This window comes from Ancylobacter sonchi (genome assembly GCF_018390695.1).
In the GTDB taxonomy this organism is placed as follows: domain Bacteria; phylum Pseudomonadota; class Alphaproteobacteria; order Rhizobiales; family Xanthobacteraceae; genus Ancylobacter; species Ancylobacter sonchi.
Genome location: NZ_JAHBGF010000010.1, coordinates 251,036 through 268,486 on the forward strand (window position 1 = coordinate 251,036; position 17,451 = coordinate 268,486).

The following is a 17,451-nucleotide window of genomic DNA, read 5'->3' on the forward strand; positions in this document are numbered from 1 at the left end:
TCACTCCAGCGCTTCGCGCATCATGCGGCCGTGCCGGGTAACGTAGTACGGCACCGGCAGCCAGGGCTTGTTGCCGCCGGCGAGGCGGGTCTCCACCTCTTCGAGAATGGCGTGGGTGATGGTCGGCACCTCGGCCTTCTTGGCTTCAGTGAGGGTCAGCCAGGCAAGCTCGACGAGTTCGGATTGCGGCCCCACCACGTCGGGCAGGCGGTGGGCGATCTCGGCGGCGTCCGCCATGAAGAAGCGGGTATCGAAGCGGCGCGACAGTCCCGGCGGGGTGACCGCGCGGGCAACGAAGCTCAGCGCCTCCAGATTGGGGAAGGCACCCGCCTGCGCGAAGGCCTCCCAGCCGGCGGGCATGGCGTCGGGCGCGCCGGCCTCGCGCGAGCCGATGACGAGGCCGGTCTCCTCGCAGGTCTCGCGGATGGCGGCGAGCGCCAGCGCGCGGGCGCGGGAGAGGCTGGGGCGCACCACGCGCTCCTGCAGCCGGCGCTCCGACACGCTGTCGAGCATGCCATAGACCGGCACGTTGCGATCCTGCGGGTCGACGCGACCGCCGGGGAACACCAGCTTGCCGGGCATGAATTTCTGCGCCGGGTTGCGGCGGCCGAGCAGCACGCGCGGCGTACGCGCCGAGCGATCGATCAGGATCAGGGTCGCGGCATCGACCGGGCGGCGATAGGGGTGGGAGGCGTCGGGGCGGGCGACGGCGAAGCGGGCGGAGACGTCGATGGCGGTCATGTGGGACGAGCGAGTCCTGGCGTGCGGCGGCTGGGGGGAACGGGGTCGTGTTCTTCGCTGGCGGGATCGAAGCCGTGCATGCGCAGTGCCCACTGGTAGCCGACCAGCGCCCCCTTTACCGGCGGCAAGAGCAGCAGGCTGAGGATGAGCGTGAGCGGCAGCCACACCGCCATATGCACCCATTGCGAGGGATGCCAGGCGATCTCCACCGCCAGCACCGACGGCACGATGATGTGGCCGACAATGGTGATCACCATGTAGGGCGGCGCGTCGTCGGCGCGGTGATGCCACAGCTCCTCGCCGCAGGCGGCGCAGCGCTCGTTGACCTTCAGATAGGAACTGAACAGCGGACCCTCGCCGCATTTCGGGCAGCGCAGGCGAAAGCCGTTCTTCATCGCCTGGCCGACGAGCCGGGGGGGCTGAAAGCTCATGCGCGTGGCGCTCCTTGCCGGGCCTGCGACTATCGCGCGATTACCGGTGCTTGCCGATCTTGGGCGGGCCGCGCCGCGCAGGGCCGGCGTCGCGGCGGATACCGCGCGGCCCTTTGCGCGTCGGCGCGCCCCTGCCGACCTTTACATAGTCGCCCTTGCTCAGAAGCTCAAACCGCAGGGCGCCCGCCACCGGCGCCGCCTCGACCAGCTTCACTTCCACGTGGTCGCCGAGCCGGTGCATCTCGCCGGTACGTTCGCCGATCAGCGCGTGGCGGCTCTCGTCGTACCAGTAATAATCCTGCCCGAGCGTCGCCGCCGGGATGAAGCCGTCGGCGCCGGTGTCGTCGAGCGCGACGAAGAGCCCCGCCTTGGTGACGCCGGCGATGCGCCCCTTGAAGGTGGCGCCGATCTGCTCGGCCATGTGATGGGCGATCAGGCGGTCGATGGTCTCGCGCTCGGCGGTCATGGCGCGGCGCTCGCTCGCCGAGATGCGGGCGGCGATCTCGGCGAGTTGCTCCGGCGTCGTCTCCTCCGGCAGCCCGTCCGAGCCGAGGTCGAGGGCGCGGATCAGCGCGCGATGCACGATGAGGTCGGCATAGCGGCGGATCGGCGAGGTGAAATGCGCATAGCGGCGCAGATGCAGGCCGAAATGGCCGTAATTCTCGTTGGCGTATTCCGCCTGCGCCTGGCTGCGCAGGATTACCTGGTTGACCAGCGGCGCCAGCTCGGTGCCGTCGACGCGGGCGAGGATGTCGTTGAAATGCGCCGGGCGCACAGTCTCGGTCTTGGGCAGCGCGATGTCGAGGGTCTTCAGGAAATCGCGCAGCGCCGACACCTTCTCCATGGAAGGCTGGTCGTGCACACGGTAGACGAGGGGAATGTGCTTCTCCTCCAGCGTCTCGGCGGCGGCGACGTTGGCGAGGATCATGAATTCCTCGATCAGCTTGTGCGCGGCGAGCCGCTCGGGCACCACCACCCTGTCGACCGTGCCGTCCGGCTTCAGCAGGATCTTGCGCTCCGGCAGGTCGAGCTCCAGCGGGTTGCGGGCGTCGCGCGCCTTCTTCACCAGCGCATAGGCGGCGTAGAGCGGCTTCAGGATCGGCTCGACGATGGTGTCGGTGATGTCGTCCGTCCGTCCCTCGATGGCGGCCTGCGCCTGCGCATAGGCGAGCTTGGCGGCCGAGCGCATCATCACGCGGTGGAAGGTATGGCTCTTCTTGCGGCCATTGGCGCCGATGACCAGCCGCACCGCCATGGCCGGCCGGTCTTCCAGCGGACGCAGCGAGCACAGATCGTTGGAGATGCGCTCGGGCAGCATCGGCACCACGCGGTCGGGGAAATAGACCGAGTTGCCGCGCGCCAGCGCTTCCTTGTCGAGCCCGCTGCCAGGATGGACGTAATGCGCCACGTCGGCGATGGCGACGGTAACGATGTAGCCACCTTCATTCGCCGGATCCTCGTCCGGCGCGGCGTGGACGGCGTCGTCATGGTCCTTGGCGTCGGGCGGGTCGATGGTGATAAGCGGCAGCTCGCGCCAGTCCTCGCGGCCGCGCAGCGTGGCGGGGCGCGCCTTCTCCGCCTCGGCCAGCGCCTCGCGGCGGAACACGTTGGGGATGCCGTGCGCGTGGATGGCGATGAGGCTGATCGCCTTCTCGGTCGCGATCGAGCCGAGCCGTTCCCTCACCTTGGCGGTCGGCAGGCCATAGGCGTGGTGGCGGGTGATCTCCACCGCCACCAGATCGCCGTCCTCCGCCTCGCCCTCGGCGCCGGGGGGCACGGCGAGCTCGCGGCCCATATGGCGCTTGTCGACCGGAATGATGCGCCCGCCGGCATCCGGCCGGCTCTTGTCGGCGCGGTAGATGCCGAGCACCTGCGCGCGCGCCTTCTCGATGAGCTTGAGCACCCGGCCGGTGTGGCGGATGCGGCCATCCGCCTCGGGAATTTCCTCGGTCTTGAGCAGCACCCGGTCGCCGATGGTAGGGGCCGGGCCGGCGAGACGGCCGCGACGTGCCAGCTTCACCAGGATGCGCGGCGCTTCGCCATGCTCCTCGGTGTCCCAGTCGATCGGCTCGGCGATCAGTTCGCCGTCCTCATCGCGCTCCACCACTTCGGCCATCACCACGGCGGGCAGGGCGCCGGCGAGGTGCAGCTTCTTGCGCTTGCGGCCGACGAGGCCCTCCTCGGACAGCTCGCGCAGCATCGCCTTCAGCGCGATGCGGTCGCCGCCGTCCAGCCCGAAGGCACGCGAAATCTCGCGCTTGCCGACCTCGCCGCCATGGGAGGCGATGAAGGCGGTGAGGTCGTCCTTGCTCGGCAGCCCCTTCGGCAGGCGGGGGGCGGCGGGCTTGCGGACTTTCGGCTTGATGGGCTTGCGCACGATTCTCGCATTCCTCGAAGAGTTCCGCCGACGCTAAACGTTACGTCCCGCCGCGTCGACCTTTCCGCGCGGGACGCTATTTATCACCTGACCGCTTTTTCCGCTTCGTGATGGCGCCGAAGGCGGTCCGACCCTTGCCAATCGGTGGCGAGGGAGCCAATTTGCGCCGCCATCACCCGGGGGGCCGGGAAGGAACCGCATCAATGGATGCCCGCTCGTCCGCTTCGGAGCCGGGACAGCTCTCGCACGCCGAAATAAGGAGCATCCTGATCGGCGTCATGCTGGCCATGTTCCTCAGCGCGCTGGAACAGACCATCGTCGCCTCGGCACTGCCGACCATCGGCCTCGCCTTTGGCGACATGGAAAACGTGCCGTGGATCGTCACCTCCTACCTGCTGACCGGCACGGCGGTGACGCCGCTGGTCGGCAAGCTGGCCGATATCCATGGGCCGCGACCGATCCTTCTGGGCAGCATCGGCCTGTTCATCGGCGGGTCGATCCTGTGCGCGCTGGCGCCGAGCATGATCTGGCTGATATTGGGCCGCGCGGCGCAGGGCTTTGGCGGCGGCGGGCTGATCGCGCTCGCCCAGACCATCATCGGCCTGATCGTGGCGCCAAAAGAGCGCGGTCGCTACCAGGCGTTCTTCGCCGTGGTGTTCATCACCTCCAGCGTCGCCGGGCCGGTGCTGGGCGGCTTCTTCGCCGAGCATCTGCACTGGTCGCTGATCTTCTGGCTCAACGTGCCGCTCGGCCTCGCCGCCGCCTATATGAGCGACAGCGTGCTGCACCGCCTGCCGGCGCACCACCACCCGCACCGGCTCGACATCATCGGCGCGCTGCTGCTCTGCGCGGCGGCGATGGCGCTGATGCTGGCGCTGAGCTGGGGCGGCCAGGTCTATCCGTGGGTATCGATGCAGGTGCTGGGCCTGCTCGCCGGCTCGCTGCTGCTGTGGTGCCTGCTCGGCCTGCGGCTCGCCACGGCGCGCGAGCCGCTGATCCCGCTTTCGATCCTGTTCAACCGCGTCGTCGGGCCGGGCGTGCTGGCGGCGGCGATGGCGATCGGCTCGATGATCGGCCTGTCGGTCGAACTGCCCTTCTATTTCGAGGGCGTGCTGGGCTTCACCGCCAGCCAATCCGGCTCGGCGCTCATTCCGCTGTTGGCCGGCGTGGTGGTCGGCGCCACCAGCACCGGCCGGATGATGGGACGCGTGCAGCACTACAAGCGGGTGCCGCTGGTCGGCATGTCGAGCGCGGTGGTCGCGCTGGCGATCCTGGCGCTGTTTCCCCGCGACGTGAGCTTCGCCGGGCTCGCAGTGTTGATGGCGGTCACCGGCGCCGGCCTCGGCACCGTGCTGCCGGTGGTGACGGTGAGCGTGCAGAACGCGGTGCCGCTGCCGCAGATCGGCACCGCGACCGGAGTGCAGAACTTCTTCCGCTCGCTAGGCGGCGTGGTGCTGGCCGCGGTGTTCGGCGCCATCGTGCTCGGCGCTTCCGGCCTGACCGGGCACCAGCTGCTGGACGGTTTCCGGCAGGGCACAGTCGACGCCGGGGCGCTGACGCAGGCGTTCCGCTTCGTCTTCGCCGGGGCGTCGCTGGCGCTGGCGATCGGCCTCGTCGGGCTGATCTTCATGGAGGAGCGGCCGCTGCGCAGCCATAGCGGGCCGGCGCCGATCGAGTGATCGGCGCCGTCTTCGGCATCAGTCGGCCTTGACGGCGGCCTTGCGCTTGGCGGGAGGCTTGGCTGCCGTGCTCTTGCTCGCCGCGCTCTTGGCCTTGGCGGGAGCCTTCCGGGTGGCGGTCTTCTTGGCGCTGCCCTCGGCATCCGCGTCGGCGGCCTTGGTGGTCTTGGCCGTTGTCTTGGCCGCGCTCCGGCGCGCCGGCTTCGCCGGGGCCGAACCGGCCTTGGCGGTCAGCAATTCGACGGCCTGTTCCATCGTCACGCTGGCCGGGTCGAGGCTCTTGGGCAGCGTCGCATTGACCTTGCCGTGATTGACATAGGGGCCGAAGCGGCCGGGCCGCACCGTCACCGGCCCACCCAGCGTCGGGTGCTCGCCAAGCTCGCGCCCGCCCGCCGCCGCGCCGCCGCGCCGGGGGCCCTTGTTCTGCTTGTCGGCGATCAGCGCCACCGCCCGGTTGAGCCCGATGGCGAGCACGTCGTCGCCGGCATCGAGATTGGCGTAGATTCGGCCGTGCTGCACATAGGGCCCGAACTTGCCGATGCCGGCGAGAATCGCCGTGCCATCATCGGGATGACGGCCGATCTCGCGCGGCAGCGACAGCAGCGCCAGCGCGGTTTCGAGGTCGACATCGGCCGGCGCGAGGCCCTTGGGCAGGCTGGAGCGCTTGGGCTTCTTGCCGTCCTTGCCTTCGCCGAGCTGGAGGTAGACGCCGAAGCGCCCGTCCCGCAGCGTGACCTCCAACCCGGTGACCGGATCGGTGCCAAGCACGCGGGTGCCGTTGGTCTCGGCCTCGCCGTTTTCGCCGTTCTGGGCGGCCAGCGGGCGGGTGTACTTGCATTCGGGATAGTTCGAGCAGCCGATGAAGGCGCCGAACTTGCCGACCTTCAGCGACAGATGCCCGGTGCCACAGGTGGGGCACAGGCGCGGATCGCTGCCATCTTCCTTGGGCGGGAAGATGTGGGCGGTGAGCAATTCGTCGAGCCGCTCGATCACCTCGGAGACGCGCAGATCCTTGGTCTCGCCGACGGCGGCGGAGAAATCGCGCCAGAAGTCGCGCAGGACCTGCTTCCAGTCGAGGTCGCCGGCCGAGATCTGGTCGAGCTTCTCCTCGAGATCGGCGGTGAAGTCGTACTCGACATAGCGGTCGAAGAAGCTCTCAAGGAAGGCGGTGACCAGCCGGCCCTTGTCCTCCGGCAGCAGCCGGCGCTTGTCGAGCTTCACATATTCGCGCTCGCGCAGCACGGCGAGCACCGAGGCATAGGTCGAGGGGCGGCCGATGCCGAGCTCTTCCATGCGCTTGACCAGCGAAGCTTCCGAATAGCGCGGCGGCGGTTCGGTGAAGTGCTGATCGGTGGCGATGCCCTTGTTGGCGAGCCTCTCCTGCGCCGACATGGCGGGAAGGCGACGGTTCTCGTCATCCTCCTCGTCGTCGTCGCGACCTTCGCGATAGAGGGTGAGGAAGCCGTCGAACTTGACCACCGAGCCGGTGGCGCGCAGCTCGATGTTGCGGCCGGCAGCCTTCGCGTCGATGTCGACGGTGGTGCGCTCCAGCTCGGCCGATTCCATCTGGCTGGCGATGGTGCGCAGCCAGATCAGCTCGTAGAGCTTCGCCTGATCGCCCTCGAGATAGCGCAAGACGTCCTTCGGCCGGCGGTTGAGGTCGGTCGGGCGCACCGCTTCGTGCGCTTCCTGGGCGTTCTTCGCCTTGGCGGTGTATTTGCGGGGGACGGACGGCACATAGCGGTCGCCATAGTCGCGGCCGATCACCGAGCGGGCGGCGGAGACCGCCTCCGGCGCCATGTCGACGCCGTCGGTACGCATATAGGTGATGAGGCCGACGGTCTCGCCGCCAATGTCGACGCCCTCATACAACCTCTGCGCGATACGCATCGTCACCGCGGGCGCCAGGCCGAGCTTGCGGCTCGCCTCCTGCTGCAGGGTCGAAGTGGTGAAGGGCGGGTAGGGATGTCGGCGCGCGGGCTTCGCTTCGACCGAGCGGACGGTGAAATCCGCCTTGTCCAGCGCCGAGCGGAAGGCGGCGGCCTCCTCGGCGGTGCCGACGTCGAGGCGGCCGATCCTCTTGCCGTCGGCGCCGACGAGGCGGGCCTCGAACACGTCGTTGCGCGGCGTCGCCAGCTTGGCGACGATCGACCAGTACTCGCGCTTGACGAAGGTCTCGATCTCGCGCTCGCGGTCGCAGACGAGCCGTAGGGCCACCGATTGCACCCGGCCCGCCGAGCGTGCGCCGGGCAGCTTGCGCCACAGCACCGGCGACAGGGTGAAACCGACGAGATAATCGAGCGCGCGGCGGGCGAGATAGGCATCGACCAGCGCGGCATCGATCATGCGCGGATGGCGCATGGCGTCGAGCACCGCCTGCTTGGTGATGGCGTTGAAGACCACGCGGGAGACCGGCTGGTCCTTGAGCGCCCGCTTTTCCTTGAGGATTTCGAGGACATGCCAGGAAATCGCCTCGCCCTCGCGATCCGGGTCGGTGGCGAGGATCAGTCCGTCGGATTCCTTCACCGCACGGGCGATGTCGGACAGGCGCTTCTGCGCCTTGGGGTCGACATCCCACAGCATGCGGAAATCCGCTTCGGGGTCGACCGAGCCGTCCTTGGCGGGCAGATCGCGCACATGGCCATAAGACGCGATCACCTCATATCCCGGTCCGAGATATTTGTTGATCGTCTTCGCCTTGGCAGGGGATTCGACGATGACGACCTGCATACGCCCGTGACGTCCTTCGGTTCAGTGTCCAGCCTAGAAAACGGCCGGGAAAATGGGGTAGGCAGTCCAAGCTGTCAAATGGACGATGGGGGAAAACGACAAGGTGGGTGCCGGGATGTCCCACCGTCATTACGAAAATGCACGCATAGATAGTAGTAGATGGAATATATAATCAGAGATAGAAATACCTCTGCCTTCGATGCTAGGCTGTGGTCTCATAGCCGATGAGAAGACCGTGACGGACCAAGATTGCAATCAAGTCGGGGGGCCGAACGATACGGCCGCCTATATCGAAGCGCTCGTCGCCGAGCTGGCGCGGATCGCCTCCGCGAACCGGCTGCACATGCTGCATTATCTGCTTGAAATGGCCCGCGAGGAAGCCGCCAATGTCGCACGTCGCGACAAGCCGGCGGCCGCACGTTCGCTCAGATGAGCGATACCGCGTTGCCGGGGTGACGTTCCAGCCGGCCGGCCAGTTCAAGCTCGAGCAGGACGACCTGCACCTCGCCCGCCGGGCGACCCGACAGCACCACCAGTTCGTCGAGGCCGACCGGGGAGGGGCCGAGCAGGGCCAGGATCCGGCCGCGGGCATCGTCGGCCGGCTCGCTGTAATCCGCTGCGTCACCGTCCTCGTGCGTGCCGCCGGGCGGCTCCATTCGCCCGACCAGCGGCCGTAGCACGTCGATGATGTCGGCGATGTCCGTTACCAGCGCCGCACCCTGCTTGATCAGCGCGTTGGTGCCGCCCGCGCGCGGGTCGAGCGGGGAACCCGGCACGGCGAATACTTCCCGCCCCTGCTCGCCGGCCATGCGGGCGGTGATGAGCGAGCCGGAGCGCTCCGCCGCCTCCACCACTACCACGCCAAGCGACAGGCCGGAGACCAGCCGGTTACGACGGGGAAAATCGCGGGCGCGCGCCTCCCAGCCCATCGGCATCTCCGACAATACAATGCCCTGCTCGGCGATGCGCGCCTGCAGCGCCTCGTTCTCGCGCGGATAGGGGCGGTCATGGCCGCCGGCGACCACCGCGATGGTGCCGCTGGCGAGGCTCGCCTCATGGGCGGTGGTGTCGATGCCACGGGCGAGGCCGGAGGCGACCACCCAGCCCGCCTCGCCGAGCCCACGCGCCAGCCGTGCCGTCATCGTCCGCCCGGCGCCGGAGGCGTTGCGCGAGCCGACGATGGCGACCGTCGGTTCCGTCAGCAGTTCCGCCCGGCCGCGGATAGCGATCAGCGGTGGCGGGTCGTCGATCGCCCGCAGCGGCGGCGGATAATCCGGCTCGCCAATGGCGATGAAGCGCCCGTTCAGCCGGGCGAGGGCAGCGATCTCGTCCTCTGCCTCAGCCGGCGAGGGAATGCGGGGTGGAATCAGGCTGCCGCCGCGCCGGGCGAGGCTCGGCAGCGCCTCCAGCGCCGCGCGGGCGCCGCCGAAGCGGTTGACGAGGTTGCGGAAGGCGCGCGGGCCGACATTCTCGGTCCGGATCAGCCGGAGCCAGTCGCGGCGCTGCCCGTCGTCGAGGCGCACGCCTGAGCCCGCCATGGGTCAGCCCTTTGCGCCGATGCGGCTTTCGGTCCCGGCGAGCAGCCGACGAATATTGGCGCGGTGCATGAACCACAGCAGCACGGTCAGCAGCGCCAGCAGCAGGGCGAGCGCCGTGCTCGCCAACACAAGGGCGGCGAGGACGGTGGCGGCGGTGGCGCAGAGCGCGGCAAGCGAGGAGTAGCGGAACAGCCGGGCGACGCCGAGCCAGACCACCGCGAACACCAGCGCCAGCGGCCAGTAGAGGCCGAGCGTCACGCCGAGGAAGGTCGCCACGCCCTTGCCGCCGCGAAAGCCGAGCCACACCGGGAAGAGATGACCGAGAAAGGCGCCGAGCGCGGCGACCAGCGAGGCCTCGAAGCCGAACAGCCGCGCGGCGAGCAGCACCGCCATCGTGCCCTTCAGCGCATCGCCGAGCAGGGTGGCGGCGGCGAGGCCCTTGCGGCCGGTGCGCAGCACATTGGTGGCGCCGATATTGCCGGAGCCGATGGAGCGGATGTCCTGCGTGCCGGCGAGCCGGGTGAGAATCAGCCCGAACGGGATCGAGCCCAGCAGATAGCCGAGCGCCAAGGCCAGAAGGCCCGTGAGGGGAGGCAGCGACCACGTCATGTGTCGACCTTAGAGGCCGGCGCGCGCCATGGCGATGGCGACCAAGGCGCGCGGCGGCGGCAATTCACACGTATTCGTAGACGGTGCGGCCGCCGACCAGCGTGCGCACCACCCGTCCCTCGAAGCGCGCCTCGTCAAAGGGCGTGTTGAGGCAGCGGGACTTCAGCGCCGTCGCATCGAGGATCCACGCTTCGTCCGGCGCGATCACGGCGATATCCGCCGGCCGGCCCGGCCGCAGCGTGCCGGTCTCAAGGCCGAGCAACTCGGCGGGCCGGGTGGAGAGCGAGCGGATCAACGGCATCAGGCCCAGTGTGCCGTCATTTACCAGCCGCAGGCCGGCGGCCAGCATGGTCTCCAGCCCGATGGCGCCGAAGGCGGCCTCGGAGAAGGGCAGGCGCTTCACCTCGACGTCCTGCGGGTTGTGGTCGGAGACGACGACGTCGATCAGCCCCTCGTCTACCGCGGCGACCAAGGCGAGGCGGTCGTCCTCGGCGCGCAGCGGCGGCGCCAGCTTGAAGAAGGTGCGGTAGCCGACGACGTCGCGCTCGTTCAGGGTCAGGTGGTTGATCGAGGCCGAGGCGGTGACGTTCAGTCCGGCGTCCTTGGCCCGGCGCAGCACCTCGAGCGATTCGGCGCAGGTGAGCGAGGCGGCGTGGTAGCGCCCGCCGGTCATGGCGGCGAGGCGGATGTCGCGCTCCAGCACGATGGCTTCCGCCGCCTTGGGACTGCCGGCGAGGCCGAGCCGGGCGGCGAGCTCGCCCTCGTTCATCACCCCCTCGCCGGTGAGGTCGGCATCCTCGGTGTGGTGGACGATCAGCGCGTCGAACATGCGGGAATAGGTGAGGGCGCGGCGCAGCACCTGCGCCGAGCGCACCGAGCGGGCGCCGTCGGTGAAGGCGACCGCGCCGGCAGCCTGCAACAGGCCGATCTCGGACATCTCGCGGCCTTCAAGGCCCTTGGTCAGCGCCGCCATCGGATGCACCCGCACGATGGCGGTGTCGCGGGCGCGGCGCTGGACGAAATCGACGATGGCCGGCTCGTCTATCATCGGATCGGTATCGGGCTGGCAGATGATGGTGGTCACGCCGCCCGCCGCCGCCGCCTGGCTGGCGGAAGCGAGCGTCTCGCGGTGCTCGGCACCCGGCTCGCCGATGAAGGCGCGCATGTCTACGAGGCCGGGAACCACGATCCTGCCGCGGCAGTCCACCCGCTCGGTGCCTTCCGGCAGGCCGGTGGCGGCGAGGCCGGATGCGACATCCTTGATGATGCCGTCGGCGACGAGGATGTCGCCTTCGATGTCGAGGTCGCGCGACGGGTCGAGAATGCGGGCTCCCGCCAGAAGAACCGGACGAATATCAGGCATTTGGCAGATTCCGCGATAGCGCATCGAGGACGGCCATGCGGACCGCCACGCCCATTTCCACCTGCTCGCGGATCAGCGACTGCGCGCCGTCGGCCACCGCCGAATCGATCTCGACGCCGCGATTCATCGGGCCGGGATGCATCACCAGCGCGTCGGGCTTGGCGTAGCGCAGCTTCGCCTCGTCGAGGCCCCAGAAGTGGAAATACTCCTTCACCGACGGCACGAAAGAGCCGTTCATCCGCTCGCGCTGCAGGCGCAGCATCATGACGATGTCGACGTCGGCGAGGCCGCTGCGCATGTCGTTATGCACCTCGACGCCGAAGCGATCGATGTCGCGCGGCAGCAGCGTGCGCGGCGCCACCACCCGCACCGTCGCGCCAAGTGCCTGGAGCAGAAGGATGTTCGAGCGAGCGACCCGCGAATGGGTGATGTCGCCGCAGATGGCGACGGTCAGCCCCTCGATGCGCCCCTTGTTGCGGCGGATGGTCAGCGCGTCGAGCAGCGCCTGTGTGGGGTGCTCATGGGCGCCGTCGCCGGCATTCACCACCGAGCAGTCGACCTTGCGGGCGAGCAGTTCCACCGCGCCGGAGGCGCTGTGGCGCACGATCAGCACGTCCGGGTGCATGGCATTGAGGGTAGCGGCGGTGTCGATCAGCGTCTCGCCCTTCTTGAGCGAGGAATTGGCCACCGCCATGTTCATCACATCCGCCCCGAGCCGCTTGCCGGCCAGTTCGAAGGACGACTGCGTGCGGGTGGAGGCCTCGAAGAACAGGTTGATCTGCGTGCGGCCGCGCAGGGTCGCGCGCTTTTTCTCGACCTGCCGGTTGAGGGTCACGAACTCCTCGGCGAGGTCGAGCAGGCCGGTGATCTCGTCGGGGGCGAGGCCCTCGATGCCGAGAAGGTGCCGGCGGGCAAGCGTGAAGGAGGCAGTCGGGTTCGATGTCATATCGAAGTCGGCTGGATAGACGCTGACGTGGCTCCCCGCAAGCGCTTATCGGCACCTGTCCCGGAAATCGCGTCGCGGCACTGCCGGAACCCGGTGCCGTTCGCCGACGTTATTCCGTCGAGGATCTGAGGGGCTCAAAGGACAGGAGGATGCCATGACAGGGATGTTGAGCCGGAAGGCCCGTCTCGGCGTGGTCGGACTCGTGCTTGCCGCTTCGCTCGCCGCAGTGCCGGCTTCCGCGGCCCCGCTCCGCTTCGATCCGGCACTCGCCGGGGCTGACGGCGTGCCGGTCGAACGGGTGGACTGCACCGGCTGCTGGGTGGCCGGCGGCGTCGCGGCCGGGGTGGTCGCCGGAGCGGCCATCGCCAATGCCAATCGCGGTTACTATTACGGGCCGCGCTATGGCTATGATGGTTATTATGGTCCGCGCTATTACGGAGCCCGCTACCGCTATTACGCCCCGCGCGCCTATTATGGGCCGCGCTACTACGCTGGGCCGCGCTATGGCTATTACGGGCGGGAGCGCTACTACGGGCCGCGCTACGACAATTGACGTGCACGGCGCCGGTCGTTGCCGAGCTTCGCGCCTTACGCCATCGCCGAACGGCGGGCCGCTGGCCTGCCGTTCGCGTTTTGCATGAGTTTTTCTGCCTAAAGTCCTGTCAGGACAGATAGGTCACTGTGGCGACTGCCGCCGGCATGGTGATGGTGGCGACGACCATCTGCACCGTCAGCATCTCGGCCAGCAGCGGCGCATCGCCGCCCATCTGCCGCGCCAGCACATAGCCGTTCGGCGCCGAGGGCACCGAGGAGGCGATGGCGACCACCAGGAGGTCGACGCCGCGCAGCCCCAGCGCCACGCCGAGGGTGATGGCGATGGCGGGAAGCAGTATCAGCTTGAGGACGCAGGACAGGAAGGTCGCGGCGTGCGGGCGGCGCAGGCTGTCGATCCGCAGCCCGGCGCCGACCACCAGCAGGCCGAGCGCCAGCGAGGAGCGGCCGAGGATGTCGACGAACGTCATCAGCACGGCGGGAAGTATGACGTTGATTTCGTTGAGCAATGCCCCGATGGCGCAGGACCAGACATAGGGGTTGCGGGCGATCTGGGCGAGCATGCGCGGCGGCGCGGCGCTGGAGCGGGCGCCGTGGCGGGCGAGCACCGCGACCGACAGCACGTTGAGCGCGGGAATCATCACCGCCAGCGCCACGGCGGCGACGGCCAGCCCCTTCGGCCCCGCCAGAGCGCCGGATACCGCCAGCGCCACATAGGAATTCCAGCGCACCGATCCCTGGAAAAGCGAGGTGTAGGAAGGACTTGTCAGCCCAAGCACCCGGCTGAGCGGGCGGCGCAGCAGCGCCAGCGCGGCGCTGAGGCCGAGAATCGCCAGCAGCAACGCGGCGCCGACCTCCAGCACCGCCACCCCGCCGAGGTCGGCGCGGGCGATGGAAACGATGATCAGCGCCGGGAAAAGAATGAAATAAGTGAGCTTTTCCAAAGCGATCCAGTGGCTGTCCTCGGTGAGGAGGCTGCGCTTCAGCCCGGCCCCGAGGGCGATCACCAGGAACACCGGGACGAGCGCGCCGAGAACGCCGACCATGGTCAGGCGCCCGCGAGGAACCGCAGGCGGTCGAGCGCGCCCTGGAGGATGAAGGCGGCGGCGTGCTGGTCCACCACGGCCGCCCGTTTCGCCCGGCTGACATCGGCGCTGATCAGGTCCCTCTCGACGGCGGCGGTGCTAAGCCGTTCGTCCCACAGGATAATCGGCAATTCGGTCAGCTTGGAGAAGTTGCGGGCGAAGGCGCGGGTGGACTGGGCGCGCGGACCCTCGCTGCCGTCCATGTTGACGGGCAGGCCGAGCACGAATCCGACCGCGCCGCGCTCGCCGGCCAGCTTCAGGACGCGGGCCGCATCGGGGGTAAACTGTTTGCGCGCAATGGTTTCCACCGCCGCGGCGAGACGCCGGTCGGGGTCGCAGCTGGCGATGCCGATGGTCTTGGTGCCGAGATCGAGGCCGAGCAGCCCGCCGCGCGGGGGCAGCTGATCGGCGGCTTCCTCGATGCGGAGAATGGGGGCGCTCATGACCTTGCGCTACCACGCCCGGCGGAGGCGCGCCAGAGCGTCCGGACTGTCCAGTGAGGTGGACGATGCGGCCGATTTCCGCTGCGGGATGGCCGGTGAGGCCGAAAAGTCCAGCTTGAGCCCGCCGGCGGGCGCCCTATGTTGCGCTCATCGTCGGCAGCCAGAGAGATGCTCCATGAAGATCACGTGGTTCGGACACGCAGCCTTCCGCCTCGACTTCGCCGGGAAGGTCGTGCTGATCGACCCCTTCCTGTCCGGTAATCCCAGCTTCGGGTCGAGCCGCGACGTGGCGGTGCTGGGGACCACCCATGTGCTGCTCACCCACGGCCATGGCGACCATGTCGGCGACACCGTGCCGATCGCCGAGGCGACCGGGGCCACGGTGGTCGCGAATGCCGACCTCGCCTCCTGGCTGGGGCTGCAGGGGGTGAAGAAGCTGGAGATGATGAACACCGGCGGCACCATCGGCCTCGACGGCTTCTCGGTGAGCATGGTGCGGGCCGATCATTCCTCCGGCATGGTGGTCGACGGCGCCACCGCCTATCTCGGCAATGCCAACGGGCTGATCGTGCATGCCCCCGGCGAGCCGACGGTATGGCACATGGGCGACACCGATATCTTCTCCGACATGGAGCTGATCGCCGAGATTCACCGGCCGGAGATCGTCATCGTGCCGATCGGCAACCGCTTCACCATGGGGCCGGAGACGGCGGCGCTGGCGGTGAAGCGCTTCCTGCCCGGGCTGACCATCATCCCCTGCCATTACGGTTCCTTCCCGCCGCTGGAGCCCACGGCCGACCGTTTCATCGGCTTCGTCGGCGACGAGGCGAGCGTGCATGTGCTGGAAAGCGGCACGCCGAAGGAGTTCGCCAAGGGCTGACACCCGTTTCGGGGCGGGGGCGCCTTGCGGGCGCCCTCAGCGCGGGACCCCGAGGGCGGCGAGGCCGCCTCGTACCGCCTGCGCCTGCATGTGGAAGGCGCAGGCGACGAAATCGTGCAGCGCCTCCCCCAATGCCGGCTCGGCGAGCGCGCCGCCGCGCGGATCGGGGCGGCGCAGCAGCCCGGCCTCCTCGCCGGCGCGCAGCACGCCGAGCACATGCGAGCGCGACACGCCGAACTGGCGGGCGAGATGGGCGAGCGGCGGCGGCGGATCGCCATCGAGCGTGCCCATCAGCGAGAGCGCGATGACGATGCCGCCATCGCGGTCGGCGAAGGGCGCCAGCGCCGGCACGTCGTCGAGCAGCCGCCAGCCGGCGCGGAACGGCAGCAGCAGCGCCTCGACATAGGGCGGCAGGAAGGCCGGGTCGCCGAGACGGGCGAGACCGGCGGCGCCCTCCGGTATGAAGCTCGCCATCGGCTCCAGCAGTGCGCGCCAGCGCTGCCGGTGCATGTCGATGAAGCGCGGCGTGGCGGCGAGCCGCCTGACCCGCCGGTCCGGCGTCGGCACCGCCTGGACGAGGCGCAGCAGCCGGAAGGTGGCCAGCACCGCGCCGGCCCGGCCGGGGCTGCAAATGCCGAAGGCCGCCGCCTCCGCCTTCAGCCGGCCGGAGGTGAGCCCGTCGCGCCCGACCTCGGGCGTCTCCAGATCCATGGCGAGCACCAGCAGCGACAGGAGGAAGCGGCCACGGTCGTTGAGCAGACGGTTCATCACCGCGCTGCCGCGATAGGTCGCGACGATGCCTGCCGCCGCCTGCCGCGCCGCCGCCGAAAAGCGGGGATCGGCGCGCAGGGCCGACAGGTTCGGCCGTGCCGGTGGCGCCGTGGCGTCGAGCATGGCGACCCTCCCTGATCAGGCGCCGGACGGAGGGGTATGCCCTCCCGTGGAACCGGCGGACGGAACCATCGTCGTCGGCGCCGGGCGAATCCCCACCGTCGATGGCCTCCTTTTGCCGCGATTGCGGCCAATAATCGACATTGAACCGACACGGCGTCCACTGTTCGATCCGCGCCGCCGGACGTAGGCGCCTCGAGGCGGCGGGCCGGCAAGTGCTTGAAGTCCGTACCTGATTGCCGCCGCGGTGTCGGCCGGGCCGGTGGAAGCCGGACCGGGCGACCGGCGCCGACCTGACGAGACGCGATCAAAGTTCGGCATTGCGTAACGGCACTGCCGGGCGTTCATTCCGCAGCGGGAACAGCCGCCTCGCCAAGCGAGGACGTGCCAAGCGAGGACGTGCCATGCGCTGCAAGGGAATCCCGTCACTCCGCCACGCGGCCGGCGCTTTCGCCGCCGGCAGCCTATTGGCGGCCGGCGCGCTGATCGCCGCTGCCTCCCCGGCCGCCGCCGTGGTGTACTGCACCGGGCCGGGCTATCCGCGCGGCTGCGTGGTGCGCCCCGCGCCGGCGCCCGCCGCCCGCGCCGCCATCTACTGCACCCGCCCGGGCTACCCGGTCGGATGCGTCGCCAACCCGAATGCCCGGGCCGTCGCGCGGCCGGGACCGGGTGTGAATGCGGGCGGGCCGGTCAATCATCCCGGCCTGCGCTGAGCCAATCTGTAACAGGAGAGTAGCATGCCCAATTCCCTCACCGGGCTCCGGTTCGGCCGGAGCACGTCCGTTGCGCTGTGCTTCGGGGCGCTCATCGCCGCCTCCGTGCCGGCGCTCGCCGACAAGACCTCGGCCGATGCCTGCGCCGCCGGGCTCAATGCCGACGGCAAGGCGATCTATGCCGCCTCGCTGCCGGGCATCAGCTCGGGCGGCGACGTGCGTGGCGTGGTGACCGACAAGACCCGTTCGCTCGCCATGGGCGGCAAGATCGATCGCGGCGCGGCCCGCACCAATGCCGAGGCCGCCGGCCAGTGCCTGGCGATGGTGAAGAGCTGAGGCGGATAGCCTGATCCGCAGTCCCGCTCTCCCGATGGGAAGAGGCGGCGCGAGGCGAAGCGGCGGGAGCCGTCATCAGGTGGCAAGGCGGGGGCAAGCCGGGGGGCTCGCCCATCGCCGCACGTTGCTTCGCCTCG

At 69.4% G+C, this 17,451-nt stretch carries 17 protein-coding genes; 6 read left to right on the forward strand and 11 right to left on the reverse strand.

Going from position 1 to position 17,451, the window contains the following annotated elements; genetic code table 11:
• Genes KHC28_RS02610 through rnr form a run of 3 tightly spaced genes read right to left on the reverse strand, consistent with a single transcriptional unit; the run spans window position 1 to window position 3,549 of the window.
• Window positions 1-741, reverse strand: coding sequence for an NUDIX hydrolase (locus KHC28_RS02610; RefSeq protein WP_214006768.1), 741 nt, complete (start codon window positions 739-741; stop codon window positions 1-3).
• Window positions 738-1,172 (reverse strand): DUF983 domain-containing protein, encoded by a 435-nt coding sequence (locus KHC28_RS02615; RefSeq protein WP_214006769.1) that lies wholly within the window; start codon window positions 1,170-1,172, stop codon window positions 738-740. The genes KHC28_RS02610 and KHC28_RS02615 overlap by 4 nt, the downstream gene beginning before the upstream one ends.
• 40 nt (window positions 1,173-1,212) lie before the next feature.
• Window positions 1,213-3,549 (reverse strand): ribonuclease R, encoded by a 2,337-nt coding sequence (gene rnr / locus KHC28_RS02620; protein WP_214006770.1) that lies wholly within the window; start codon window positions 3,547-3,549, stop codon window positions 1,213-1,215.
• Window positions 3,550-3,752: 203 nt separating this feature from the next.
• Here rnr and KHC28_RS02625 point away from each other — a divergent pair, with 203 nt between their 5' ends.
• On the forward strand, window positions 3,753-5,228 hold the full coding sequence (locus tag KHC28_RS02625; protein WP_214006771.1) for an MDR family MFS transporter: 1,476 nt from the start codon (window positions 3,753-3,755) through the stop codon (window positions 5,226-5,228).
• A gap of 18 nt (window positions 5,229-5,246) precedes the next feature.
• Here the strand turns inward: KHC28_RS02625 and topA are convergent, their stop codons facing one another.
• A complete protein-coding gene (gene topA / locus KHC28_RS02630) occupies window positions 5,247-7,958 on the reverse strand; it encodes a type I DNA topoisomerase (RefSeq protein WP_214006772.1) in 2,712 nt (903 codons plus the stop codon).
• A gap of 235 nt (window positions 7,959-8,193) precedes the next feature.
• Between topA and KHC28_RS02635 the strand changes: the two genes are divergently transcribed.
• Window positions 8,194-8,391, forward strand: a complete 198-nt coding sequence (locus KHC28_RS02635; protein WP_214006773.1) for a hypothetical protein — start codon at window positions 8,194-8,196, stop codon at window positions 8,389-8,391.
• On the opposite strand, the gene dprA is transcribed toward KHC28_RS02635, so the two are convergent.
• The 4 genes from dprA to KHC28_RS02655 form a co-directional block, all read right to left on the reverse strand.
• On the reverse strand, window positions 8,384-9,496 hold the full coding sequence (gene dprA, locus KHC28_RS02640) for a DNA-processing protein DprA (RefSeq protein ID WP_214006774.1): 1,113 nt from the start codon (window positions 9,494-9,496) through the stop codon (window positions 8,384-8,386). The two genes, KHC28_RS02635 and dprA, sit on opposite strands and share 8 nt — an antisense overlap.
• Window positions 9,497-9,499: 3 nt before the next feature.
• Window positions 9,500-10,105, reverse strand: a complete 606-nt coding sequence (gene plsY / locus KHC28_RS02645) for a glycerol-3-phosphate 1-O-acyltransferase PlsY (protein WP_214006775.1) — start codon at window positions 10,103-10,105, stop codon at window positions 9,500-9,502.
• 64 nt (window positions 10,106-10,169) lie between these two features.
• The gene (locus KHC28_RS02650) at window positions 10,170-11,468 is read right to left on the reverse strand and encodes a dihydroorotase (RefSeq protein ID WP_214006776.1); all 1,299 of its coding nucleotides are present in this window, start codon (window positions 11,466-11,468) and stop codon (window positions 10,170-10,172) included.
• Window positions 11,461-12,414, reverse strand: coding sequence for an aspartate carbamoyltransferase catalytic subunit (locus KHC28_RS02655; protein WP_214006777.1), 954 nt, complete (start codon window positions 12,412-12,414; stop codon window positions 11,461-11,463). Before KHC28_RS02655 ends, KHC28_RS02650 begins: the two co-directional genes overlap by 8 nt.
• Before the next feature lie 154 nt (window positions 12,415-12,568).
• On the opposite strand from KHC28_RS02655, the gene KHC28_RS02660 reads away from it, so the two are divergent.
• The gene (locus KHC28_RS02660) at window positions 12,569-12,967 is read left to right on the forward strand and encodes a hypothetical protein (protein WP_246564172.1); all 399 of its coding nucleotides are present in this window, start codon (window positions 12,569-12,571) and stop codon (window positions 12,965-12,967) included.
• Between the two features lie 109 nt (window positions 12,968-13,076).
• Here the strand turns inward: KHC28_RS02660 and KHC28_RS02665 are convergent, their stop codons facing one another.
• Window positions 13,077-14,012: an AEC family transporter gene (locus KHC28_RS02665; RefSeq protein WP_214006778.1), complete on the reverse strand. Its 936-nt coding sequence runs from the start codon at window positions 14,010-14,012 to the stop codon at window positions 13,077-13,079.
• 2 nt (window positions 14,013-14,014) lie between these two features.
• Window positions 14,015-14,494: a Holliday junction resolvase RuvX gene (gene ruvX / locus KHC28_RS02670; RefSeq protein ID WP_214006779.1), complete on the reverse strand. Its 480-nt coding sequence runs from the start codon at window positions 14,492-14,494 to the stop codon at window positions 14,015-14,017.
• Between the two features lie 175 nt (window positions 14,495-14,669).
• Between ruvX and KHC28_RS02675 the strand changes: the two genes are divergently transcribed.
• The gene (locus tag KHC28_RS02675; protein ID WP_214006780.1) at window positions 14,670-15,374 is read left to right on the forward strand and encodes a metal-dependent hydrolase; all 705 of its coding nucleotides are present in this window, start codon (window positions 14,670-14,672) and stop codon (window positions 15,372-15,374) included.
• Between the two features lie 36 nt (window positions 15,375-15,410).
• Here the strand turns inward: KHC28_RS02675 and KHC28_RS02680 are convergent, their stop codons facing one another.
• Complete coding sequence (locus KHC28_RS02680) at window positions 15,411-16,268, reverse strand: hypothetical protein (protein ID WP_214006781.1); 858 nt, start codon at window positions 16,266-16,268, stop codon at window positions 15,411-15,413.
• A 401-nt stretch (window positions 16,269-16,669) separates the two neighbouring features.
• On the opposite strand from KHC28_RS02680, the gene KHC28_RS02685 reads away from it, so the two are divergent.
• Both KHC28_RS02685 and KHC28_RS02690 read left to right on the forward strand, forming a co-directional pair.
• Window positions 16,670-16,978, forward strand: a complete 309-nt coding sequence (locus tag KHC28_RS02685) for a hypothetical protein (protein WP_214006782.1) — start codon at window positions 16,670-16,672, stop codon at window positions 16,976-16,978.
• A 24-nt stretch (window positions 16,979-17,002) separates the two neighbouring features.
• Window positions 17,003-17,314, forward strand: a complete 312-nt coding sequence (locus KHC28_RS02690) for a hypothetical protein (RefSeq protein ID WP_214006783.1) — start codon at window positions 17,003-17,005, stop codon at window positions 17,312-17,314.
• Window positions 17,315-17,451: the final 137 nt, after the last annotated feature.

Excerpts from the sequence above, each read along its gene's own strand:
- KHC28_RS02610 (WP_214006768.1), bottom strand. The coding sequence starts at position 741 with ATGACCGCCATCGACGTCTCCGCCCGCTTCGCCGTCGCCCGCCCCGAC.
- KHC28_RS02615 (WP_214006769.1), bottom strand. The coding sequence starts at position 1,172 with ATGAGCTTTCAGCCCCCCCGGCTCGTCGGCCAGGCGATGAAGAACGGC.
- KHC28_RS02625 (WP_214006771.1), top strand. The coding sequence starts at position 3,753 with ATGGATGCCCGCTCGTCCGCTTCGGAGCCGGGACAGCTCTCGCACGCC.
- topA (WP_214006772.1), bottom strand. The coding sequence starts at position 7,958 with ATGCAGGTCGTCATCGTCGAATCCCCTGCCAAGGCGAAGACGATCAAC.
- dprA (WP_214006774.1), bottom strand. The coding sequence starts at position 9,496 with ATGGCGGGCTCAGGCGTGCGCCTCGACGACGGGCAGCGCCGCGACTGG.
- plsY (WP_214006775.1), bottom strand. The coding sequence starts at position 10,105 with ATGACGTGGTCGCTGCCTCCCCTCACGGGCCTTCTGGCCTTGGCGCTC.
- KHC28_RS02650 (WP_214006776.1), bottom strand. The coding sequence starts at position 11,468 with ATGCCTGATATTCGTCCGGTTCTTCTGGCGGGAGCCCGCATTCTCGAC.
- KHC28_RS02655 (WP_214006777.1), bottom strand. The coding sequence starts at position 12,414 with ATGACATCGAACCCGACTGCCTCCTTCACGCTTGCCCGCCGGCACCTT.
- KHC28_RS02660 (WP_246564172.1), top strand. The coding sequence starts at position 12,569 with ATGACAGGGATGTTGAGCCGGAAGGCCCGTCTCGGCGTGGTCGGACTC.
- KHC28_RS02665 (WP_214006778.1), bottom strand. The coding sequence starts at position 14,012 with ATGGTCGGCGTTCTCGGCGCGCTCGTCCCGGTGTTCCTGGTGATCGCC.
- ruvX (WP_214006779.1), bottom strand. The coding sequence starts at position 14,494 with ATGAGCGCCCCCATTCTCCGCATCGAGGAAGCCGCCGATCAGCTGCCC.
- KHC28_RS02675 (WP_214006780.1), top strand. The coding sequence starts at position 14,670 with ATGAAGATCACGTGGTTCGGACACGCAGCCTTCCGCCTCGACTTCGCC.
- KHC28_RS02680 (WP_214006781.1), bottom strand. The coding sequence starts at position 16,268 with ATGCTCGACGCCACGGCGCCACCGGCACGGCCGAACCTGTCGGCCCTG.
- KHC28_RS02685 (WP_214006782.1), top strand. The coding sequence starts at position 16,670 with ATGCGCTGCAAGGGAATCCCGTCACTCCGCCACGCGGCCGGCGCTTTC.
- KHC28_RS02690 (WP_214006783.1), top strand. The coding sequence starts at position 17,003 with ATGCCCAATTCCCTCACCGGGCTCCGGTTCGGCCGGAGCACGTCCGTT.